The sequence below is a fragment of the Micromonospora fiedleri genome (assembly GCF_016774385.1).
GTDB classification, from domain to species: Bacteria; Actinomycetota; Actinomycetes; order Mycobacteriales; family Micromonosporaceae; genus Micromonospora; species Micromonospora gifhornensis.
On sequence record NZ_JAETXL010000008.1, the window covers coordinates 1 to 21704 of the forward strand.

Consider the following 21704-nt stretch of genomic DNA (forward strand, 5'->3'; position numbering starts at 1 on the left):
CACCCCTGCCGCGAAGTCCTCCAACTGCGCCCGCACCCGAGCGATTTCCCGCTCATCCACGCACGCACCCAAACACCAGCACGACGCTCATACAAGCGACACGCCACAACGACCTAACAAAGCACTATTAGGGCATACGTCACAGCGCGGAGGGGCAGCCGAACTCGGGCATCCGGGCACGATGCGACAGCCGAACGCCCGAGGTCACCAAGTTGGGCGCGCGCAGGTTACGCGGGGCGCGGATTCTAGCAAGTCTGTTACATGACTGTCATTGTCTCAACAGGCAGACTGCAACATCCTCTGGCAGCATGTTCTGACATGTGCGGACTGGCTGGAGAATTCCGAACGGACGCGACGCGCGCAGATGTCGTCGCGGTGGAACGGATGGCCGCCACGATGTGCGACCGCGGGCCTGACGGCAGCGGAGTGTGGTCGAACGGCCCGGTCGCGCTCGGTCACCGACGCCTGAAGATCATCGACCTTTCGGCGGCCAGCGGTCAGCCCATCGTGGATTCGGCCACCGGGCTGTCGGCCGTCTTCAACGGCTGCATCTACAACTACCGTGAGCTGCGCGCCGAACTGTCGGCCAAGGGCCACCGGTTCTTCTCGACCGGGGACAGCGAGGTCGTGGTCAAGGCGTACGCCGAGTGGGGGCTCGACTTCGTCGACCATCTGATCGGCATGTTCGCCGTGGCGATCAGCGAGCGGGACAGCGGTCGCCTGGTGCTGGCCCGGGACCGGCTCGGCATCAAGCCGCTCTACCTCGCCGAATCAGCGGGTGTGCTGCGCTTCGCCAGCACCCTGCCCGCCCTGTTGGCCGGCAGCGGCGTGGACACCACGATCGACCCGGTCGCGCTGGCGCACTATCTGAGCTTCCACAGCATCGTGCCGCCGCCGCGCACCATCCTGCGCGGCGTCAGCAAGCTGCCACCGGCCACCGTCCGGGTCTACGAGCCCGACGGCCGCAGCCACGAACGGATCTACTGGAACCCGCCGTTCCTGCGCCGCGACGAGCACGCCGACTGGTCGGAGAAGGACTGGCAGGACGCCCTGCTCGAATCCCTGACCACCGCCGTACGCCGACGGATGGTGGCCGACGTGCCGGTCGGCGTACTGCTCTCCGGTGGCCTGGACTCCAGCCTGGTGGTCGCGCTGCTGGCCGGTGAGGGACAGCGGGGACTGTCCACCTTCTCCATCGGCTTCGACGCCGTCGGTGGCCGGGAGGGCGACGAGTTCCGCTACTCCGATGTGGTCGCCAAGACCTTCGACACCGACCATCACCAGATCCGGGTCGCCGCCCGGGATCTGGTGCCGCCGCTGGAGGCCGCCGTCGCGGCCATGAGCGAGCCCATGGTCAGCCACGACTGCGTGGCGTTCTACCTGCTCAGTCAGGAGGTGTCCCGGCACGTCAAGGTGGTGCAGTCCGGCCAGGGCGCCGACGAGATCCTCGGCGGCTACCACTGGTATCCGCCGCTGCACCGGATCGACCGCGAGCAGGCCCTCGACACGTACGCCCGGGCGTTCTTCGACCGGGACGCGGCCGGGCTGGCCCAGGTGCTCAACCCGGACTGGCTGGCCGAGGGGGACCCGGCGCGGGAGTTCGTCGCCGCGCACCTGGCCGCCCCCGGCGCGCAGACCGCCGTCGACGCCGGCCTGCGTATCGACACCCAGATCATGCTGACCGACGACCCGGTCAAGCGGGTCGACAACATGACCATGGCGCACGGGCTGGAGGCCCGGGTGCCTTTCCTGGATCACGAGTTCGTGGAACTGGCCGCCGCCTGCCCGCCCGAGCTGAAGCTCGCCCAGGGCGGCAAGGGCGTCCTCAAGGAGATCGGCCGTCGGGTGCTGCCGCACGAGGTGATCGACCGGCCGAAGGGTTACTTCCCGGTGCCGGGCCTCACCCACCTGGAGGGCAAGCTCCTCGACCGGGTACGGGACGCGCTGTACGCGCCCGAGGCCCGTCGCCGCGACCTGTTCCGCCCCGATTACGTCAACGCCCTGCTCGACGCACCCAACGCCGAACTGACCCCGTTGAACGGAAACAAACTGTGGCAACTCGGACTCCTGGAAATGTGGCTCCAGAGCCACGGAATCGACTGACCGTGACCGACACCCTGGCCACCGGGACAGCTCGGACCGACCGGGGCCGCGGACGGCGGTACGAGCGGGTCGGACCGGGCGGTGATCCGATCGCCGCAGGCGGCAGCGCCGACCCCGGCGAGGACGCCGAACGCCCGCGCGAAGACGCAGGTGTCGTGCTCGACTGCGGCTGGGGGCGGCTGGTCTTCGGCCAGACCTTCCACGACCAGGCTGCGGTCGCCGACATCCTGCGCTCCGAGGCGGCCGGTGCCCGCGACATCTGCATCTACCTGCGGGACCCGCACGTGCTGGTGTCCCGCCTGCCCGACGAGTTGTTCATCGACCCGTCGCTGACCTATCGGCTGCCGCTGTACGGCCCCCGGGCCGACACCGGCACCGGCGAGCAGACCGGCAGCGCCGGCACCCCGGCGCTCACCGGCGGCCCGCCGGAGCTGCCCGGGGTGCGCATCCGTCGGCTGCGCGACGCCGCCGACGCGGACGCGGTCAACCGGATCTACGCGTCCAACGGCATGGTCACCGCACCGGTCGAGGTGCTTGTGGACAACGCCGCCACCGACCGCTTCCTGCATCTGGTGGCGGAGGTGACGACCGGCGAGATCGTCGGCACCATCACCGGCATCGACCACGTCGCGGTCTTCGACGACCCGGACAACGGCGCCAGCCTCTGGTGCCTGACCGTCGACTTCAACCAGGCGCCGCCGGGCACCGGCCAGGCGCTGATCACCGAGCTGGCCGCCCGGCTGGTCGCCCGGGGTCGGGCGTACGTCGACCTGTCGGTGCTCGCCGAGAACGTCGGCGCGATCCGGCTCTACGAGCGGCTCGGCTTCTACCGCACCGCGACGCTCTGCGTGAAGCGCAAGAACCCGATCAACGAACGACTGTTCCTGCCCGCCATGCCCGAGGGGTACGACCAGCTCAACCCGTACGCGAAGATCGTCGCCGACGAGGCGATGCGGCGCGGCATCCGGGTGGAGGTGACCGACCCGCAGTGGGGTGAGCTGCGGCTGTCCACCGGCGGCCGGACGATCCTCACCCGCGAGTCGCTGTCCGAGCTGACCTCGGCGGTGGCGATGAGCCGCTGCGACGACAAGCGGGTCACCCGCCGGATCCTGGCCGAGGCCGGGCTGTCCGTGCCGCGCGGACGCACCGCCACCGGGGACGCCGCCGACGCCGAGTTCCTGGCCGAGGTGGGCGAGCTGGTCGTCAAGCCGGCCCGTGGCGAGCAGGGCAATGGCATCACCGTCGGGGTCAGGACGCCCGAGGCGCTGGCCGCCGCGGTCGAGCTGGCCGCACGGTACTGCCCGGAGGTGCTGCTGGAGGAGTTGTGCGCCGGCGAGGACCTGCGGGTGGTCATGATCGATCACGAGGTGGTGGCCGCCGCGGTCCGCCGTCCCGCGTCGGTCACCGGTGACGGGGTGCACGACATCGCCGAGCTGATCGAGCGGCAGAGCCGTCGTCGGGCCGCTGCCACCGGTGGCGAGTCCCGCATCCCGCTGGACGACATGACCCGTGACGTGGTCGCCGAGGCCGGGTACGCGCTGCACGACGTCCTGCCCGAGGGGCAGGTGCTGGCCGTACGGCGCACCGCGAACCTGCACACCGGGGGCACCATCCACGACATCACCGGCGAGCTGCATCCGGTGATCGCCGAGGCGTGCGTGGCCGCCAGCCGGGCCCTGGACATCCCGGTCACCGGTCTGGACCTGCTGGTACCGGCACCGGATCAGCCCGAGCACGTCTTCATCGAGGCCAACGAACGGCCCGGGTTGGCCAACCATGAGCCGCAGCCCACCGCGGAACGGTTCGTGGATCTCCTCTTTCCCGGGACGCGGGCACCGCAACGGCTCTGGACCCCGGCGGGTGCGGCACCATCTGGGGCATGACCGTACGCAAGACCATCCCGCTGCCGCTCGACCTGGACTACCTGCGCCAGGTACTGATCGAACTGCTGGACATTCCCAGCCCTTCCGGGCGTACCGACCACGTGCAGCAGTACGTCGGCGAGCGGTTGTCCGCGCTCGGCATCCCGTCGACGTTGACCCGCCGGGGGGCGCTGAGCGCCTGCCTGCCCGGCCCTCGGGAGACCGGGGCGGACCGGGCGATCGTGGTGCACACCGACACCATCGGCGGGATGGTCAAGCGGCTCAAGGAGAACGGCCGGCTCGAACTCAAGGCGATCGGCACGCACAGCGCCCGGTTCGCCGAGGGGGCACACGTACGGATCTTCACCGACGACCTGGAACGGGTGATCACCGGTCAGGTGCTGCCGCTCAAGGCCAGCGGCCACCGCTACAACGAGGCGGTCGACGAGCAGGGCATCGGCTGGGAGCAGGTCGAGGTACGCGTCGACGAGCCGGTGGAGGACATCGACGGTCTGCGGGCGCTCGGCATCGACGCGGGCGACTTCGTGGCGTTCCTGCCCAACCCGACCGTCACGCCCAGCGGGTACGTCAAGTCCCGCCACCTGGACGACAAGGCCGGGGTGGCCGCGGTGCTCACCGCGATCAAGGCGATGGTCGACGCGGGGGTGCAGCCGGCCGTCACCGCGCACCTGCTGATCACCGTGACCGAGGAGATCGGCCACGGCGCCTCGCACGGCCTCGACCCGGACGTCGCGGAAATCGTCTCGGTGGACGCCGCGGTGGTCGCCCCGGGCCAGCAGTCCCGGGAGGACGCCGCCACCCTGGCCATGGGCGACGGGGTGGGCCCGTTCGACTACCACCTCACCCGCAATCTGGCCGCCATCGCCCGGGAGCACGGCGTGGATCTGGTCCGCGACGTCTTCGACTACTACCGCTCGGACGTGGCGGCGGCGGTGGAGGCCGGCGCGCACGCCCGGGTGGCGCTGCTCGGTTTCGGCGTCGACGCCACCCACGGCCACGAACGTACCCACCTGGAAGGGCTGCGGCAGCTGGCCCAACTGCTCTGCCTCTACCTGCAGAGCGACCTGGTCTTCCCGGAGTGGGACGCCGAGCCCGAGGGTGACCTGGCGAACTTCCCGTCCCTGTCGGTGCAGCCGGCCAGCGAGGACGGCCCCCGCGAGGGTCCCATCGGCATCGTCCCCGCCTCGTGACCCGCCGGCCCCGGCATTCCCGGGGCGGTTGTGATCGAAATCCGTTGCCGCCGGCTTCCGGGCTGGCTAGCGTGACGGTACACGGGAAAGGAGGTGGTCCAGACTTGTATAGCAATCGGACTCGTGAGGTGGCTGTCCGCTAGCCGCTGTCCTCGACAGTGACCGTCTGATCCCAGGCGGGCAGTAAGAAGTCGTCGAGACCGTGTGGCAGCGGTGCGGCGAAACCACGACAAGCCACCCGACCCCCGGGGTGCCGACCCAGTCCAGTCGGCCCGCCTAGCGCGGAAGCCCCGGGGGTCGCTTCATTCCACGGGAGGCCGCCGTGTCGATGCGTGAGCTGGTGGTGCTCGGTACGGCCAGCCAGGCCCCGACCCGCGCCCGCAGCCACAACGGGTACGTACTGCGCTGGGACGACGAGGTGATCCTCTTCGACCCGGGTGAGGGCAGCCAGCGGCAACTGCTGCACACCACGGTCACCGCCACCGACCTGACCCGGGTCTGCATCACCCACTTCCACGGCGATCACTGCCTCGGCCTGCCCGGCACCATCCAGCGGCTCTCCCTGGACCGGGTCTCCCGCCCGGTGGCGGTGCACTTCCCGGCCGAGGGCGCCGAGTACTTCGCCCGACTGCGGCACGCCAGTTCCTTCTACGAGACCGCCGAGCTGGCGGTGACGCCGATCGAGGCGGACGGGCAGCGCATCGCGTTGCGCTGCGGCACCCTGGAGGCCCGCCGGCTGCGGCACCCGATCGACACGTACGGCTATCGGCTGGTGGAACCGGACGGCTGCCGGATGCTGCCGGAGCGGCTGGCCGCGTACGGCATCGAGGGGCCGGCGGTCGGTGAGCTGCAGCGCGTCGGCCACCTCGACCTCGACGGGCATCGCGTCACCCGCGACGAGGTGAGCGTGCCGCGACCCGGGCAGCGGTTCGCCTTCGTGATGGACACCGGCCTCTGCGACGGGGTGTACGCGCTGGCCGAGCACGCCGACCTGCTGGTGATCGAGTCGACCTTCCTGGAGTCGGAGGCGGCCCTGGCGGCCGAGGTCGGCCACCTCACCGCCGGTCAGGCCGCCCGGGTGGCCACCGAGTCCGGGGTACGCCGTCTCGTGCTCACCCACTTCTCCCAGCGGTACGCCGACCCACGCCGCTTCGCCGACGAGGCCCGCGCCCACTTCGACGGTGACCTGGTGATCGCCGAGGACCTCACCACCGTGCAGGTCCCACCCCGGCGGGTACCCTCGGCTGGGTGACTGTCACGCTGCGTGCCGCGACCGCTGACGACATCGCGGCGGTGGGCCGGCTCCACCAGCGTTCGCGGGTCGCCGCGTACTCGTCGATCCTGCCGCCCGAGGCACTGGCCGACCCGACACCGGAGGCGATGGCCGAGTACTGGACGCTCCGGTGGAGTTATGAGCAGGCCGACCACCGGATGACCGTGGCCGAGCGGGACGGCACCCTGGTCGGCTTCAGCTACCTGGGGCCGGACGACGAGGACGACCCGGACACCGGCCTACTCAACGCCATTCACCTGGAGCCGGCCGAGCGTGGTCGCGGCGTCGGTCGGGCCTTGATGATCGACGCGCTGGCCGCCATGGGGCGGCGCGGCTGGCGCCGCGCGGTGCTCTGGGTGCTGCGCGACAACGCGCCCGCCCGCCGCTTCTACGAGCGCGGCGGCTGGCGACGGACCGGGCTGGAACGCGACGACATGATCGGCACCATGAGCGTCCGGCAACTGCGCTACACCCGCCCGCTGGCCCACACCCCCTGACCTGGCAGCCGCCGCTGCCCTCCCCCGACCTCCTGACGGCCAGGCGGCCGGGGGCCGGGTGGCCGGGGGCCGGGTGGCCGGGTGGCCGGGTGGCCGGGGGCCGGGTGGCGCAGCATCACCTCCGCGCCCCCTTTGCTCTGCTTCAATCCGCGCAACGGTTCTCGCTGATTACCGTTGCGTCGGTTGAAGCAGAGCAAAGGGCGCCTGGAGGCTTCCGCTCACCGGCCGGCCGCACGCCACCGACCGGGCCGCACGCCACCGACCGGCCCGCACGTACGTGGCGGACCGGCCGGTGAGGGTTGGGATACGAGTCAGCGAGCGCCGAGGTGGGCGAGCAGGTCCTGGCGGGTGAGGACGCCCTTGGGCTTGCCGTCGATCAACACCAGGGCGGCGTCGGACTTCTCCAGCAGGTTGACCGCCTCGCTGACCGGCTGGCCACCACCGACCATCGGCAGCGGCGGTGCCATGTGCCGCTCGATGGTGTCGTGCAGCTGGGCCTGACCGGTGAACAGGGCGTCGAGCAGGTCCCGCTCGGCGATCGAGCCGGCCACCTCGCCGGTCACCACCGGCGGCTCGGCCTTGAGCACCGGCAGCTGCGAGACGCCGTACTCACGCATGTAGTCGACCGCGTCCCGGACCGTCTCGGTCGGGTGGACGTGCACCAGCTCGGGCAGGCCACCCGGCTTACCGGCCAGCGCCTCGGCCACCGTCGGCTCTGAGCCGGAGTTGTCGAGGAAGCCGTACCGGGCCATCCAGGTGTCGTTGAAGATCTTGGAGAGGTAGCCCCGGCCGCCGTCCGGCAGCAGCACCACGACCACGTCGTCCGGGCCGGCGGAACGGGCCACCTCCAGCGCGGCCACCGCCGCCATCCCGCAGGAACCGCCGACCAGCAGCCCCTCCTCGCGGGCCAGCCGCCGGGTCATCTCGAAGGACTGCTTGTCCGAGACCTCGATGATCTCGTCGGCCACGCTGCGGTCGTACGTCTCCGGCCAGAAGTCCTCGCCGACCCCCTCGACCAGGTACGGCCGACCGGTGCCGCCGGAGTAGACCGAGCCCTCCGGGTCCGCGCCGATGACCTTCACCGTCCCGCCGGACGCCTCCTTGAGGTACCGGCCGATGCCGGAGATGGTGCCGCCGGTACCGACGCCGGCCACGAAGTGGGTGATCCGCCCTTCGGTCTGCTTCCACAGCTCCGGGCCGGTCACCTCGTAGTGCGAACGCGGGTTCGCCGGGTTGGCGTACTGGTTGGGCTTCCAGGCACCGGGGATCTCCCGGGCCAGCCGGTCGGAGACGTTGTAGTACGAGCGGGGGTCCTCCGGCGCGACGGCGGTCGGGCAGACCACCACCTCGGCGCCGTACGCCCGCAGCACGTCCTGCTTGTCCTGGCTGACCTTGTCCGGGCAGACGAAGACGCACTTGTAGCCCTTGAGCTGGGCCACCAGGGCCAGCCCGACACCGGTGTTGCCGCTGGTCGGTTCGACGATGGTGCCACCGGGCTTGAGGATTCCCGCGGCCTCGGCGTCCTCCACCATGCGCAGCGCGATCCGGTCCTTCACCGACCCGCCGGGGTTGAGGTACTCCACCTTCGCCAACACGGTGGCCTGGATGCCCTCGGCCACGTTGCGCAGCCGCACCAGCGGGGTGTTGCCGATCAACTCGACGACGTTGTCGTAGTACTGCACCTCGGTGTGCCCTTTCCTTCGACGCCGGCGCCGCAGGCCTGGCGGGGGTGTCTGGCGTGAAATTCCCGCGCCAAGGGTACGTCGATCAGGGCACCACGTGGCCAGGGACCACGGTGCTGGTGCGGGCCTCCCACTCCAGGAACCGCTCGGTCTCGGCGAGGACGGCCCCGGCCAGCCAGGTGACCATCACCGCGTCGTCGATCAACCCGAACACCGTCAGGAACAACTCCGGGACCGCGTCGACCGGGGAGACGATGTACGCCGTCGCCGCCGTCATCATGGCCAGTCGAAGGCCCCCGTCGTACCGGCCGCGGGCCGTGGCGGCGATCATCCTGGGCAGCGCGCCGATCCGCGCGCCGAGCGACGGTCCGCCCCGCGCACCTGCAGTCAATGCCCTGCCCAGGGCCACGAAGGCGGCACCCCGCTTCAACGTCCTAGCCATCGTCTTGCTCCTCTCCACGTGCAGCGTGACGACCCGACGCAACACCCTGCAATCAAATACCCAGAGCTGTCAGTTTCCAGGCCAACCGGTGCAGTTGGCGAGCACCGCGGAACGTCGTACCGGCGCGCTAATGTCGCCCTATGGGGGCCGTTGGTTCTGTCGTACCGGACCGTCCGCGTTTGCAGCGCGCCTGGCGGGTGGCCCGACTGGCCGCGTTCGGCACCGGCGCCACCGCGGCGGCTGCGGCCGCCGCCACCGGCATTCTGCTCGGTCAGGCCCGTCAGGCCCGCCGCACCATCCCGATGGCCGAGGCGCCGCCACCGCGCTGCGACGGGGTCTACGGGGCCAAGTTCCCCGGCCCGGCGCTCAACCTGGTCGTCCTCGGCGACTCCTCCGCCGCAGGCTACGGCGTGCACCGCCGCCGGGAGACGCCCGGCTCCCTGCTGGCCACCGGGTTGTCCCGGCGGCTTCAACGCCCGGTGCGGCTGCGCTGCTTCGCGGTGGTCGGTGCCATCTCCGCCGGCCTCAAGTTCCAGGTCGAGGCGGCTCTGGAGGGCGACCCGGACATCGCGGTCATCCTGATCGGCGGCAACGACGTGACAAACCGTGCCCCCCTCGGTCTGGCCGTGCGACACCTCGTCGAGGGGGTCCGGGCACTGCGCGCGGCCGGTGCCGAGGTGGTCGTCGGCACCTGCCCCGACCTGGGCACGATCCGCCCCATCCAGCCACCGCTGCGCTGGCTCGCCCGCCGGTGGAGCCGCCAACTGGCCGCCGCCCAGACTGTGGCCGTGGTCTCGGCCGGTGGCTGGACGGTCTCCCTCGGTGACCTGCTGGGGCCACGTTTCACCGCCGAGCCGGGGCGAATGTTCGCCTGGGACCGGTTCCATCCCTCCGCTGAGGGGTACGCGGTGGCCGCCGCCGCCATTCTGCCCACCGCACTCGCCGCACTCGGTCACGGAGCGGAACGCAGGCCTTCGCCAACCCGCGTCGAAGGCGTACGGTCGTTGCCGAAGGCCGCTCACGAAGCGGCGAGGCATCCGGGGACGGAGGTCAGCGGCACGCAGGTCCGTGGCAGCGAGAGCGGTCCGGGTGGCCGCTGGGCGCAACTGCGTCGCCGAGGGCTGTTCGGTGTCGGTGCGGTGTCACAGCCGGCCGGTGCCGACTCACCCGCAGTGGAGGAACTCAGATGACCGAGCGGACGATGCTCCCGTTCACCCGCGCTCCCCGGGCCGGGGCAGCACGATGAACAGCACACCCGGCGGCCGGCTCGCCGGCTGGCTGGCCCGTACGGCTGCGGCCTCCCTGCTCGCCGGCACGATCGGCGGCGCGGCGGTGCTCGCCGGGCAGGCCGTGGTGGCCCGCAGCCGCCGCTACGCCCAGCCCGAGCTGGGTCTGGCTTTGCGCGCCACGGTCGGCCGCACCGGGGCCCCGCAGCTGCGTCTGGTGCTGCTCGGTGATTCGTCCGCCCTCGGGGTCGGCGTCGACCGGCTCGGCGACACCATCGGCGGGCAGTTGGCCGAGCTTCTCGCGGAGGGCCCGGCCGGGCGTCAGGTGCGGCTGTCAAGCGTCGGTGTCTCCGGGTCACGCTCCACCGACCTGGCGACCCAGGTGGCCCGGGCGCTGCTCGGCGAGCAACCGGACGTGGCGGTCATCCTGATCGGGGCGAACGACGCCACCACCCTGCGCCGCCCGGCCGACGCCGCCGCCTACCTCGGCGCGGCCGTGCACCGGCTCCGCCAGGCCGGCGTCGAGGTCGTCGTCGGCACGTGCCCGGACCTCGGCGCGGTACGCGCCATCGCCCCACCGCTGCGGCAGGTCGTCGGCTGGGTCGGTCGTCAGGTCGGCCGCGCCCAGACCAAGGCGGTCCTCGACGCCGGCGGCACGGTGGTCGATCTGGCCGCCGAGACCGGCCAGGTGTTTCGGGCCGACCCCGGCACGTTCTGCCACGACGGCTACCACCCCTCCGCCGACGGCTACCGCGTCTGGGCGCACGCGCTCCTGCCGGCGGTGGCCGCCGCAGCGGCCGTCTCTCCCCGTCGCTGACCGCTTCCCTCACAAGTTACTGGCGCGTTAACGTTGGGTCATGCCGATTGAGTCGCCACGCGATGCCGTGATCGTCGCCACCGCCCGCTCGCCCATCGGTCGGGCACACAAGGGCTCCCTCCGTGACCTCCGCCCCGACGACCTCGCCGCCACCATCGTGCAGGCCGCCCTGGACAAGGTCCCCCAGCTCGACCGGCAGGAGATCGACGACCTCTACCTGGGATGCGGTCTGCCCGGCGGCGAGCAGGGCTTCAACATGGCCCGTGTGGTCACCATCCTGATGGGCCTGGACCAGGTGCCCGGCGCGACCCTCACCCGCTACTGCGCCTCGTCGCTGCAGACCACCCGGATGGCGATGCACGCGATCCGGGCCGGCGAGGGCGACGTGTTCATCTCCGCCGGGGTCGAGGCCGTCTCCCGGTACGCCCGGGGCAGCTCCGACGGCCTGCCGCCGGAGGCGCAGGCCCTCGTGGGCCGCTGGGAGAACCCGCGCTTCGCCGAGGCGCGTAAGCGCTCCAAGGCCCGCTCCGAGGGCGACGCACCGGTCTGGACCGACCCGCGCGACGAGGGCGCGCTCCCCGACGTCTACCTCGCCATGGGGCAGACCGCGGAAAACCTGGCCCAGGTGTACGACATCTCCCGCGCGGACATGGACGAGTTCGGCGTACGCAGCCAGAACCTGGCCGAGAAGGCGATCGCGGACGGCTTCTGGGCCCGCGAGATCACCCCGGTCACCACCCCGGACGGCACGGTCGTCAGCACCGACGACGGCCCGCGTGCCGGGGTGACCCTGGAGGCCGTCTCCGCCCTCAAGCCGGTCTTCCGGCCGGACGGCCGGATCACCGCCGGCAACTGCTGCCCGCTCAACGACGGGGCCGCCGCCGTGGTCATCATGAGCGCGCAGCGGGCGCAGGAGCTGGGCGTCACCCCGCTGGCCCGGATCATCTCCACCGGCGTCACCGCGCTATCCCCGGAGATCATGGGACTCGGCCCGGTCGAGGCGAGCCGGCAGGCCCTCCAACGGGCCGGCATGACCATCGACGACGTCGACCTCGTCGAGATCAACGAGGCGTTCGCCGCCCAGGTCATCCCGTCGTACCGTCAGCTCGGGATCCCCGAGGAGAAGCTGAACGTGATGGGCGGGGCGATCGCCGTCGGCCACCCGTTCGGGATGACCGGCGCGCGGATCACCGGAACCCTGCTCAACGCCCTCCAGTGGCACGACAAGACCATCGGCCTGGAGACCATGTGCGTCGGCGGCGGACAGGGCATGGCCATGGTGCTGGAACGCCTCAGCTGAGCAGTACGCGGCTCACCTGCCTGCTCGGCGGCGTTCCGTCAGAGCGCGGCTCGGGTCGCGGCCACCTCGGCCGTGGCCCGGGCCAGGACGTCGTCGGACGGGCCGGCGGCGAGCAGATCGGCCGCGACCACCCGGAGCTGGTCGGCCAGAGCCAGGTCGTTGTCGAGCCGAGGGACGACCCGCCGTGGTTGCCCCTCCGCATCGGCCGCCAGATCAGCGATGTCCTGAATCAGCCGATACACCAGATCGGCCCGTGGCAATTCGCTGGCCGAGGCGACACCAGACCACCGCCCCTGCTGCCAGTGCCCCACCTGCCGCACCAGCAACTCCACGCCCCGCTCCAACTCCACATCCCCCACCCCCAAAACCCTACCCACCCCCACGCCCCACCCTCCAACTCCGTCGATCTTGCACTTTTGGTCGCCGAATTGCCTCTTACAAACCTTTTGCCGGGACCGAAAGTGCATGATCGACGGCAGCGGTGGCCGGGGTGAGGGCGGCCAGCGGGGTGGAGAGGGGGTGGGACGGCGACGGTCCCTAGGCGGGTGAGGGCGGGGTGGGATGACGACGGCGCCCGTTCCCTGGCGGGAGCGGGCGCCGGTCGGTCGTGGGGCGGTGAGGTCAGTCGTCGCCCTGGAAGTAGCTCAACAGTCGCAGGATCTCGATGTAGAGCCAGATCAGGCTGACCAGGATGCCGAACGCGGCGACCCAGGAGTAGCGCTGCGGCAGGCCCATCCGGACGCCGTCCTCGACCTCCTTGAAGCTGAGCACGAAGCTCAGCGAGGCCACCACGATGCAGACCAGGCTGAAGCCGATGGCGAGCGCGCCACCGTCACGCAGGCCGGTGTTGACGCCGAACAGCGACAGCACCAGGTTGATCAGCATGACCGCGAAGAGGCCGGCCATCACCGCGATCAGACCCTTGGTGAACTTCGGCGTGGCCCGGATGACCCGTGCCTTGTAGAGCATGGTCATCACGAAGAAGACACCGAAGGTGGCGACGACCGCCTGGATGACGATGCCCGGGTAACGCGCCTCGAAGAACTTGCTGATCGCGCCGACCAGGACACCCTCGACGACGGCGTACGCGACGACCAGCGCCGGGTTCGCCATCTTCGAGAACGAGATGACCAGGCCGAGCACCAGGCCGACGATGGCCGCGCCGATCCAGGCGACACCGAGCAGTGCGTCCGGCACCATGATCCAGGCCGCTGCGGCGGAGACGCCGACGATGGCCAGGAGCATGACCGTCTTGACCACCACGTCGTCGATCGACATGGGGGTGACCGCCTGCGGCGCCGCCGGAAAGCCCGGCGCGCCGGGGTAACCCGCCTGCGGCGGGTACTGCTGGGGGTAACCAGGCTGCTGGGGGTAACCGGCCTGTGGGTACTGCTGGGGGTAACCGGGCTGTCCGTACGGCCCGGTGGGGGCGTACCCGGCGGCACGCTCCCGCTCGGCCGCCTGGCCGAGCCGAGCGAGTACCGGGTTCGAAGTCTTCACTGTCTGGCCTCCCTAAGGGGGTCGTGGCACGTCAACGCGCCCTATAAGAGTAAACGGCCGGAACAGGGGGTTGGACGTCGGAAGGCTGAGGGAACGCTGAGAGTGCCCGGGGCGGGGGTCGAACCCGCACGCCTTGCGGCAGCCGCTTTTAAGGCGGCCGTGTCTGCCGTTCCACCACCCGGGCGGGTGACCCCGACGCGCCGACACGCGGCGGTGCAGTGCCACGGTAGCGGTTTCCCGGCCGATACGACGTCCCGTGCGCCGACCACTCCAGCGCCAATCCGAAACGACACACGTCAACGCACCCCGGCCCCAATCGGACGACAACCGGGCGGACGCAGCTAGATGCGGCATAGGCGCAGGTGTTAAAAGGGGGCCCCTGCTCTACGCGAGGCGTTAAGAAGGGGCCCTTCCTTACTTGCGTCCCCTACTTGCGGGAGGCTTCGGCGAACTCCTCGCGGGGGTCGTGCAGCTGGCCGAGGGCGACCACCTCACGCTTGAGGAAGAACGCCAGCGTCCAGTCGACCACCACTCGGACCTTCCGGTTGAACGACGGAATCCGGCTCATGTGGTACGTGCGGTGCATGAACCAGGCCGGCCAGCCGGTCATCTTGATGCCGTACACCTGGGCCACGCCCTTGTGCAGGCCGAGGCTTGCCACGCTGCCGGCGTGCTTGTGCTTGTAGGCGACCGGCTCGCGCCCCCGGATCACCGCGACGATGTTATCGGCCATCCGCTGGGCCTGGCGCACCGCGTGCTGCGCGCTCGGCGAGCAGAAGTTGCCCGGCGCCTTGGTCAGGTCCGGTACGGCGGCACAGTCGCCGGCGCTCCACGCGCCCTCGACCACCCGGTCGCCGTCGACCACCTGAAGCGTCGGCAGGCAGGTGACCCGCCGCCGGTCGTCACGGGGGAAGTCCGTCGCGTCCAGCATCGGCGAGGGCTTCACCCCGGCGGTCCAGACGATGGTGTCGGAGGCGAAGCTGTCGCCGTCGGAGAGCTTGACCACCCCGTCGACGCAGGACTCCAGGCGGGTGTCCAGCCGGATGTCCATGTCCCGCTTCAGCAACTGCTGCACCGTGTAGGCGCCCATGTCCCGGTCGACCTCGGGCAGCACCCGCTGGGTGGCTTCGACCAGCACCCACCGCATGTCCGACGTCTTCAGCTCCGGGTAGTACCGCAGCGCGTCGCGGGCCATGTCCTCCATCTCGGCGAGCGCCTCGATGCCGGCGTACCCGCCACCGACGAACACGAAGGTCAGCGCCCGGCGGCGCACCTGCGGGTCGGTGGTCGCGGCGGCCACGTCCAGCTGCTCCAACACGTGGTTGCGCAGATAGATGGCCTCACCGATGGTCTTGAAGCCGATGCCGTGCTCGTGCAGCCCGGGAATCGGCAGCGTACGGGAGACCGAGCCGGGCGCGACCACCACATGGTCGTACGCGATCTCCCGGGGCGGGCCGACGATCGGCTGCACGGTGGCGGTCTTGCGGTGGTGATCGATGCGGGTCACCGCACCGGACACGACGGTGCACCGGCGCAACTCCCGCCGCAGCGGCACCACGGAGTGCCGCGGGGAGATGTTGCCGCCGGACGCCTCCGGCAGGAACGGTTGGTACGTCATGTGCGGCTGGGGGTCGACGACGATGACCTCAGCCTCACGGGAACTCAGCTTCTTCGACAGGCGCAGCGCCGCGTAGAGACCGACGTGCCCGGCACCCACCACAAGGATCCGCTTCGGATTCACGCCTACCATCTTTCCCCCAGCGGCGGCGCTAATCCCGTTCCCGGCCCCCTTCTGTGACCGAGCACAACCTCTGTGTGACCTGGACTACTCAGGCCACTCGTGGCACTTCGGGCACCCGGGCAGGACCGCCCCAAACGTCGCTCGGCCCCGCCGTCAGCGGCGTTTCAGCAGCCAGGCCAGCGTCGCAGTCACCGCCAGCGCGACCAAAAGACCGGCGATCGTGACGAACTGCCAGCCGGCCGTACCCGCCCCCAGGCGGCCCAGTTCCAGCAGCAGCACCCCGAGCACGGCAGTGGCGAGCAACACCCAGCCGGTACGCGTGAGCCAACGCACGATCAGGTCCGGGTCCACCACCGCGTCGTACGGCAGCACCGCCACCAGGGCGCAGAGGGTGTGGGTCAGGTAGAGCAGCACCGCCACGGCCATCAACCGCCACAGGGCGACCGGCCGGCCGTACCCGTCGGTGGCCATCAACCAGCCGCCGACGGTGACCAGCGCGGCGAAGGTCGGCCAGAACCGGCGCGGCGCCAGCGCGGGCAGGGCCGCGACCGCGAGCAACGGCAGCAGGGTCTGCCCCAGGACGACCTCGGCCGGGTACGCGAGCAGCAACCCCGCCAGCGAGCTGACGAAGATCCCGAGGCGGATCAACACCGGCGCCAGCGCGACCCGGCTCGCCACCGTCTGCAACCCCCGGACCCGGCCGGTGAGGTTTCCCATCACTGAGCTGGCTCTCCGTTCGCGACTGCGGGACTCCGCTGCGCTGCGTTCCTCGCGCTCACCGAGCCCACCTTACGTTCGCGACTGCGGGACTCCGCTGCGCTGCGTTCCTCGCGCTCACCGGCCACCGACCCGGGGGGCGGTGGCGAGGCGGGCCACGTCGCGCAGGACCTGGTCGAGGCTGCCGGCGCCGGCCCACGGTACGACCGGCACGCCGTGCTCGCGCAGTTGCGCGATCATCGTGTCCCGGTCCAGCCGCCACAGCCGGTACGCCACCTCGGCCCAGCCCCGGTCCTTGGGGGGCGACAGGTCGGCCGGCAGGGTGTCCACCGCGACCACGAACCGTCCTGACCGGGCCAGCCGGGCCAGCATCTGCGCCGACCGTTCCTCCAGCAGCGGGGTGAGCACCACCACCAGGGCGTCCGCGGAGAGCAGCTGCGAGCCGAAAACCTGGTCGTACGGTTCGTGCGGGGAATGCTGCGCCTTGACGTCCAACAGCCATTCCAGGACGGTCAGGTACTGCCGCCGGCCGGTCGCCGGGCGCAGTCGCCGGGCGTTCGGGCCGTACTCCAGCAGGGCCACCCGGTCGCCCCGGTGCAGGTAGTGCTCGGCGATGGCGGCGGCGGCCCGGACCGTGGTGTCCAGCACCGTGGCCGCGCCCGCGATGCCGCCGGAGCGGCCCGCCTCGGCCAGCACGTCCAGCAGGACGACCACCTCGGCGTCCCGGTCGGAGAGGGTGGCCGCCACGTGCAGTTGCCGGGCCCGCAGCGACACCCGCCAGTCGATGCGGCGGAGCCGGTCACCGGGGGCGAAGACCCGTACCCCGGCCAGTTCTCCCCCTTCTCCGGGCCGCCGGGAGTGGTGCGCGCCGACCAGCCCGGCCGCGCGCGGCATCGCGTTGACCGCCTCGAAGGGCTCGGTTTTCGGGTACACCCGGTTGACGACCGGTTCGGCGATCACCGCGCGGGAGACCAGCAGGCCCTGCGCGGCGGCGACCCGGGCCCCGGCCGGTCCGAACGGGTGCCGCCCCCAGCGCAGGGCGGTGCCGGTCAGTTCCAGGTCCACCGCGGTGTCCGGGTCCACCGAGGTGACGAACGGCCGGTCGGTCACCGAACGGCGGTCGCCGCTGCGCCCGCTGACCGCGCCACCGGCCAGGGCGGCCTGCTCGATGCGCAGCCAGGGCGAGACCCGGGTACGCAGCACGGCCACGTCGTACGGGGTCGCGTCCGGGTTGCCGACGGTGACCCGCCCGACCAGTTCACCGCCCTCCACCAGGTGCCCCTCGTCGACACTGACCCATACCCGGGGCAGCTCGGTGGGGCGATTGCGCAGCGCGTACGCCGTGCCGAGGGCGAAGGGGGCGGCCAGCACGATCAGGTCCACCCGGCCCAGCAGCACCGCCGCGACCAGCAGCAGGCCGGTGAGCAGCACCGCCCGACCGAGCGCCGGGGTGGGCGCCCAGTTGGCTGGTGCCGATCGATCCGCGAGCCTCACGTCGGGTCAGATCCCCTGCCGCCCGGCGGCGTAGCTGGGCAGTGCCCCGCTGGCCGGTGCCGGGGTCTGGTCGAGGACCTCACCGACCACGAAGGACGGATCGACCCGACGCAGCCACATCTCCGGTCGCAGGGTGATCCGGTGAGCCAGGGCCGGCACCGCCACATCCTTGACGTCCTCCGGCACCACGAAGTCCCGCCCGGAGAGCACCGCCCGTACCCGGGCCAGCAGCAGCAGGGCCAACGAGCCGCGCGGGGAGGCGCCGACCAGCACCGAGGGATGTTCGCGGGTGGCGGCGGTCAACGCCACCATGTAGCGGCCCACCGAATCCTCCACGGTGACGTCCTCCAACGCAGCCTGCATGGCCCGCAGGGTCGCCGCGTCGACCACCGGCTTGATGTCGGCCTCCTCACGGCGGCGGGCCATCCGGCGGCGCAGCACCTCCCACTCCTCGTCCTGGGGCGGATAACCGAAGGACACCCGCAGCAGGAACCGGTCCAGCTGCGCCTCCGGCAACGGATAGGTGCCCTCGTACTCGATGGGGTTGGCGGTGGCCAGCACGTGGAAGGGCTCGTCGAGCCGGTAGGTCACGCCTTCCACCGAGACCTGCTTCTCCTGCATCGCCTCCAGCAGGGCCGACTGGGTCTTCGGCGGGGTCCGGTTGATCTCGTCGGCGAGCAGCAGGTTGGTGAAGACCGGCCCGGCCCGGAAGGTGAAGTCCCCGCTGCGCTGGTCGTACAGGAAGGAGCCGGTGACATCGGCCGGCAACAGATCCGGGGTGAACTGCAGGCGCCGGAAGTCCAGCCCGAGCGCCTGGGCGAAGCACCGGGCGGTGAGGGTCTTGCCCAGGCCGGGCAGGTCCTCCAGCAGCACGTGACCACCGGCGAGGATGCCGGCGAGCACCAGTTCCAGGGCGTCCCGCTTGCCGACCACGACCTGGCCCACCGCGTCCAGTACCGCCCGGGCGAGGTGACCGACCTCGGTGGGGGGCATGGTCCGGGCGGTGTCGTTCATCAGATCTTCTCCAGTTCGGCGACGATCACCGCGAGGTCGCGCGGTGAGGGGGTACGACGAGGCGGGTTTTCCAGGAACATCCACAGGCGATCACCCAGCAGAGCACGGGCCCGGGTCGGATCCGACTCACGGGTCACGCCGTGCTTGAGGCGGAGCCGCTCGTCGGCCAGTTCCGCCAGCCGAGGCAGGACCACCCCGCCGAACCGCTCCGGGCGGGACTTCGACCACTCCAGCGGCACTTCCCAACGGTTGACCGCGGTACGCAACGCGTCCCGGGCATCCCAGTTGTACATGCCGTCCTCCTCGCCACCGGTACCTGAGGTGGACCGCGCGGGCCTCGACGGCGGGGCCAGCAGGACGACGATGCGACGCACCAGCAGCAGGGTGACCACCGCGGCCACCAGCACCAGCAACGACACCCGCAGGCCGACGGCGCGGAGCCCGGCGACGAGCACCACCGTGCTGGCGGCGGCGACACCGAGGAAGGTGGCGACCGACCGTACCCGCCCGGCCGGGCGCTGCTCGGGCTGGACCGGCCGGTCCTCCTCGAATCTGAGCAGGTCGTCGATGCTGGTGCTGCTCATGTCGTCACCTGCTCGACCGTGGCGGCCAGTTCGCCGCGCAACCGGCGCAGGGCGGCCCGCGCCTGGTCGCGGGTGTGTTCGTCGACCGGCCGGGTGGCGTAGCGGGCCTCCCGGTAGACGTTCGCGAACTCGGCCAGCACATCGGCGCTGACGATGGCCGGCACACCGGCGGAGGGGTCGCCGCGCAGCAGCCGGGTGACCAGGTCGGTCGGGGTGTCGCCGGTCAGCCGGGGCACCCCGGCCGCGGCGGCGGCCTCTTCGAGGCGTACCCAGCAGGCGATCACCGCGGTCCGGGGGTCGGTGGAGCGATCGTCCAGTTCGACCAGACCGGCGTCGACCGCGGCGACGACCTCCCGGGCGGTGCCTTCGGCGTTGCGTCGGGTGACACCGACCGGCAGCCGTCGGGTGACCCGCCGGGCCACCGACCGCATCACGCTCCACCCCAGATAGCTGAGGGCGGCCAGCAGCGCCATCCCGAGCAGCACCACGGCCACCGTGCCGAGCCAGGCGGGGAGGGCCGTGCTGGCCTGCTCGGCGGCTTGCCGCGGCTCGGCCGGGATGGAGGGTCTGGGGTCGCCGGTCGGGTATTCCAGCACGAAGGGAGCGTCCTGCACGGCGGGCGGGATCCGGCTGGCCCCGATGGAGGAATGGGTGGCGGCCAGCGCCACGGCAGCCAGCAACGCGGCCACCACCGCGACCGGCCACCACCTGCGTACGAGGTCCATTCGGTCTGTCTCCGGGGCACCGGGGCGTACGCCGGGCAGGTCAGGGGTCCTGTCCGTCATCGCCACCACCCCGCAGCCTCAGTCCACCTCGGCCAACCGTTTCGCCTCGGTGAACACATCGTCCAGCATCCCCGGTGTCAGTCGTCCCGTGAAGGTGTTCTGCTGGCTGACGTGGTAACAGCCGAGCAGTTCCGGTACGGCCGTGCCGGACCAGTGTGCCCCATGGCCGAACGACGGTCGCGGGCTGGGCGCGGCGACACCGTAGACCTCCCGGGACACCGGCCACCACGCGGCCCAGGCGAAGGCACCCAGGGCGACCACCACCCGCAGCGTCGGTCGGATCAGCGCCACCTCTCGATGCAGCCAGGGCGCGCAGGTGTCCCGCTCGGCGGGGGTGGGCTTGTTGTCCGGTGGGGCGCAGCGGACGGCGGCGAAGATCCGGGTGTGCCGCAGGGTCAGCCCGTCGTCGGCGGCCACGCTTGTCGGCTGGTTGGCCAGCCCGGCGCGGTGCAGGGCGGCGAAGAGGACGTCACCGGAACGGTCACCGGTGAAGATCCGCCCGGTGCGGTTGCCGCCGTGCGCCGCCGGGGCCAGCCCGAGAATGCCGATCCGCGCCGCCGGGTCGCCGAAGCCGGGCACCGGTCGACCCCAGTACTCCTGGTCCCGGAAGGCGGCCCGCTTGGTGCGCGCCACCTCCTCCCGCCAGGAGACCAACCGCGGGCAGGCGAAACAGTCGCTGACCGCTGCGTCGAGGTCGGCCAGGTCGGTCGCCCGCGCAGCGCGGGCGACCACCTCGGCGGGGGTACGCGACTCAGCCAAGCTTCGCCCGGAAGAGTTCGAGGCTGCGGGCCCAGGCGCTGGTGGCGGCGCGCTGGTCGAAGTGCTCCGGCCGGTCCTCGTTGAAGAAGGCGTGCGCGGTGCCCGGGTAGTCGTGCAGGTGGCAGGTGCCACCGGCGTTCTCGATGGCCCGGCGTACGGTCTGCACCCCCGGGTCGGCCGAGGTGCCGTCCGCCTCGGAGCAGTGCACCAGGGCGTCCTTGCCGGCGTACTCCGTCCACTCCGACCGCATGCCCTCCCAGGGCAGGCGGGGGTAGAACGCGGTGGTGGCGACGATCCGCTCGGAGAAGTTCCCGGCCCACAGGGCCAGGCTGGCCCCGGCGCAGAACCCGGCACAGCCGATCTTGCCGGTGACGTCGTGTCGACCGGCGAGGTACTCGGCGGCCGCCGCGATCTCCCGCGCCGCCTCGTCCATCTGCGGCCCGTTCAGCATCTGCTGCGGCTCGCTCGGTTTGCCGGCCGGCTCACCGTGCCGGAAGTCCGGGGCGAGGGCGACGAAGCCCGCCTCGGCGAACCGGTCCACCACCGACCGGATGTGCGGCGCGAGCCCCCACCAGTCCTGGATGACGATCACCGCGGGACTGGCCGTACCGGTGGCCGGTATCGCGAGGTATCCCTCACCCGTACCGCCACCGCCACGGTAGGTCACCATCTCGCCCATCGGCCCGTCCTCCTAGCG

At 71.6% G+C, this 21704-nt stretch carries 20 protein-coding genes and 1 tRNA gene; 8 read left to right on the forward strand and 13 right to left on the reverse strand.

Features of this window, described 5'->3' with window-relative positions; genetic code table 11:
• Nucleotides 1-318: 318 nt before the first annotated feature.
• From JMF97_RS21885 to JMF97_RS21905, 5 genes are all read left to right on the forward strand, one after another.
• Nucleotides 319-2103, forward strand: coding sequence for an N-acetylglutaminylglutamine amidotransferase (locus JMF97_RS21885; protein WP_203223248.1), 1785 nt, complete (start codon nt 319-321; stop codon nt 2101-2103).
• Between the two features lie 2 nt (nt 2104-2105).
• Entirely contained in the window at nt 2106-3986 is a 1881-nt protein-coding gene (ngg, locus tag JMF97_RS21890) for an N-acetylglutaminylglutamine synthetase (RefSeq protein WP_203223249.1), read from the forward strand.
• Nucleotides 3983-5176, forward strand: a complete 1194-nt coding sequence (locus tag JMF97_RS21895) for an osmoprotectant NAGGN system M42 family peptidase (RefSeq protein WP_203223250.1) — start codon at nt 3983-3985, stop codon at nt 5174-5176. Before ngg ends, JMF97_RS21895 begins: the two co-directional genes overlap by 4 nt.
• A 322-nt stretch (nt 5177-5498) precedes the next feature.
• Nucleotides 5499-6428: a ribonuclease Z gene (locus JMF97_RS21900; RefSeq protein ID WP_203223251.1), complete on the forward strand. Its 930-nt coding sequence runs from the start codon at nt 5499-5501 to the stop codon at nt 6426-6428.
• Nucleotides 6425-6946 (forward strand): GNAT family N-acetyltransferase, encoded by a 522-nt coding sequence (locus JMF97_RS21905; protein ID WP_203223252.1) that lies wholly within the window; start codon nt 6425-6427, stop codon nt 6944-6946. Before JMF97_RS21900 ends, JMF97_RS21905 begins: the two co-directional genes overlap by 4 nt.
• A 311-nt stretch (nt 6947-7257) precedes the next feature.
• Here JMF97_RS21905 and JMF97_RS21910 read toward each other — a convergent pair whose 3' ends face one another.
• Together JMF97_RS21910 and JMF97_RS21915 are read right to left on the reverse strand one after the other, a co-directional pair.
• Nucleotides 7258-8628 carry a cystathionine beta-synthase gene (locus JMF97_RS21910; RefSeq protein ID WP_013731648.1) on the reverse strand — a complete coding sequence of 457 codons (1371 nt, stop codon included), beginning with the start codon at nt 8626-8628 and terminating at the stop codon, nt 7258-7260.
• A gap of 85 nt (nt 8629-8713) precedes the next feature.
• Complete coding sequence (locus JMF97_RS21915; protein ID WP_013731647.1) at nt 8714-9070, reverse strand: YkvA family protein; 357 nt, start codon at nt 9068-9070, stop codon at nt 8714-8716.
• Between the two features lie 140 nt (nt 9071-9210).
• Here JMF97_RS21915 and JMF97_RS21920 point away from each other — a divergent pair, with 140 nt between their 5' ends.
• The 3 genes from JMF97_RS21920 to JMF97_RS21930 are packed head-to-tail and all read left to right on the forward strand — an operon-like array spanning nt 9211 to nt 12413.
• Nucleotides 9211-10260 carry an SGNH/GDSL hydrolase family protein gene (locus JMF97_RS21920; RefSeq protein WP_203223253.1) on the forward strand — a complete coding sequence of 350 codons (1050 nt, stop codon included), beginning with the start codon at nt 9211-9213 and terminating at the stop codon, nt 10258-10260.
• Nucleotides 10261-10312: 52 nt separating this feature from the next.
• Nucleotides 10313-11113 carry an SGNH/GDSL hydrolase family protein gene (locus JMF97_RS21925; RefSeq protein ID WP_126711889.1) on the forward strand — a complete coding sequence of 267 codons (801 nt, stop codon included), beginning with the start codon at nt 10313-10315 and terminating at the stop codon, nt 11111-11113.
• A 40-nt stretch (nt 11114-11153) separates the two neighbouring features.
• Nucleotides 11154-12413, forward strand: a complete 1260-nt coding sequence (locus JMF97_RS21930) for an acetyl-CoA C-acetyltransferase (protein ID WP_203223254.1) — start codon at nt 11154-11156, stop codon at nt 12411-12413.
• Between the two features lie 38 nt (nt 12414-12451).
• On the opposite strand, the gene JMF97_RS21935 is transcribed toward JMF97_RS21930, so the two are convergent.
• The 11 genes from JMF97_RS21935 to JMF97_RS21985 all read right to left on the reverse strand — a co-directional run bounded on the left by JMF97_RS21935 (nt 12452) and on the right by JMF97_RS21985 (nt 21686).
• Nucleotides 12452-12772: a hypothetical protein gene (locus JMF97_RS21935; RefSeq protein WP_307817044.1), complete on the reverse strand. Its 321-nt coding sequence runs from the start codon at nt 12770-12772 to the stop codon at nt 12452-12454.
• Between the two features lie 262 nt (nt 12773-13034).
• A complete protein-coding gene (locus tag JMF97_RS21940) occupies nt 13035-13913 on the reverse strand; it encodes a Bax inhibitor-1/YccA family protein (protein WP_203223255.1) in 879 nt (292 codons plus the stop codon).
• 103 nt (nt 13914-14016) lie between these two features.
• Nucleotides 14017-14097: transfer RNA gene (locus tag JMF97_RS21945), tRNA-Leu, on the reverse strand.
• 243 nt (nt 14098-14340) lie between these two features.
• Nucleotides 14341-15654, reverse strand: coding sequence for an NAD(P)/FAD-dependent oxidoreductase (locus JMF97_RS21950; protein ID WP_203223256.1), 1314 nt, complete (start codon nt 15652-15654; stop codon nt 14341-14343).
• Between the two features lie 153 nt (nt 15655-15807).
• Nucleotides 15808-16371: a hypothetical protein gene (locus tag JMF97_RS21955; RefSeq protein ID WP_203223257.1), complete on the reverse strand. Its 564-nt coding sequence runs from the start codon at nt 16369-16371 to the stop codon at nt 15808-15810.
• A 117-nt stretch (nt 16372-16488) separates the two neighbouring features.
• Nucleotides 16489-17865, reverse strand: coding sequence for a DUF58 domain-containing protein (locus tag JMF97_RS21960; RefSeq protein WP_203223258.1), 1377 nt, complete (start codon nt 17863-17865; stop codon nt 16489-16491).
• 6 nt (nt 17866-17871) lie between these two features.
• Complete coding sequence (locus JMF97_RS21965) at nt 17872-18879, reverse strand: AAA family ATPase (protein WP_203223259.1); 1008 nt, start codon at nt 18877-18879, stop codon at nt 17872-17874.
• Complete coding sequence (locus tag JMF97_RS21970; protein ID WP_203223260.1) at nt 18879-19463, reverse strand: hypothetical protein; 585 nt, start codon at nt 19461-19463, stop codon at nt 18879-18881. The genes JMF97_RS21965 and JMF97_RS21970 overlap by 1 nt, the downstream gene beginning before the upstream one ends.
• Nucleotides 19460-20248 carry a DUF4129 domain-containing protein gene (locus JMF97_RS21975; protein ID WP_412101287.1) on the reverse strand — a complete coding sequence of 263 codons (789 nt, stop codon included), beginning with the start codon at nt 20246-20248 and terminating at the stop codon, nt 19460-19462. The genes JMF97_RS21970 and JMF97_RS21975 overlap by 4 nt, the downstream gene beginning before the upstream one ends.
• Nucleotides 20249-20266: 18 nt before the next feature.
• A complete protein-coding gene (locus tag JMF97_RS21980; protein ID WP_273543906.1) occupies nt 20267-21007 on the reverse strand; it encodes a uracil-DNA glycosylase in 741 nt (246 codons plus the stop codon).
• Nucleotides 21000-21686, reverse strand: a complete 687-nt coding sequence (locus tag JMF97_RS21985) for a dienelactone hydrolase family protein (protein WP_203223261.1) — start codon at nt 21684-21686, stop codon at nt 21000-21002. The genes JMF97_RS21980 and JMF97_RS21985 overlap by 8 nt, the downstream gene beginning before the upstream one ends.
• Nucleotides 21687-21704 lie beyond the last annotated feature (18 nt).

Bases quoted from the DNA above. Each gene is read 5' to 3' on its own strand.
- JMF97_RS21885 (WP_203223248.1), top strand. From the start codon at position 319: ATGTGCGGACTGGCTGGAGAATTCCGAACGGACGCGACGCGCGCAGAT.
- JMF97_RS21895 (WP_203223250.1), top strand. From the start codon at position 3,983: ATGACCGTACGCAAGACCATCCCGCTGCCGCTCGACCTGGACTACCTG.
- JMF97_RS21915 (WP_013731647.1), bottom strand. From the start codon at position 9,070: ATGGCTAGGACGTTGAAGCGGGGTGCCGCCTTCGTGGCCCTGGGCAGG.
- JMF97_RS21920 (WP_203223253.1), top strand. From the start codon at position 9,211: ATGGGGGCCGTTGGTTCTGTCGTACCGGACCGTCCGCGTTTGCAGCGC.
- JMF97_RS21925 (WP_126711889.1), top strand. From the start codon at position 10,313: ATGAACAGCACACCCGGCGGCCGGCTCGCCGGCTGGCTGGCCCGTACG.
- JMF97_RS21930 (WP_203223254.1), top strand. From the start codon at position 11,154: ATGCCGATTGAGTCGCCACGCGATGCCGTGATCGTCGCCACCGCCCGC.
- JMF97_RS21955 (WP_203223257.1), bottom strand. From the start codon at position 16,371: ATGGGAAACCTCACCGGCCGGGTCCGGGGGTTGCAGACGGTGGCGAGC.
- JMF97_RS21965 (WP_203223259.1), bottom strand. From the start codon at position 18,879: ATGAACGACACCGCCCGGACCATGCCCCCCACCGAGGTCGGTCACCTC.
- JMF97_RS21970 (WP_203223260.1), bottom strand. From the start codon at position 19,463: ATGAGCAGCACCAGCATCGACGACCTGCTCAGATTCGAGGAGGACCGG.
- JMF97_RS21975 (WP_412101287.1), bottom strand. From the start codon at position 20,248: ATGACGGACAGGACCCCTGACCTGCCCGGCGTACGCCCCGGTGCCCCG.
- JMF97_RS21985 (WP_203223261.1), bottom strand. From the start codon at position 21,686: ATGGGCGAGATGGTGACCTACCGTGGCGGTGGCGGTACGGGTGAGGGA.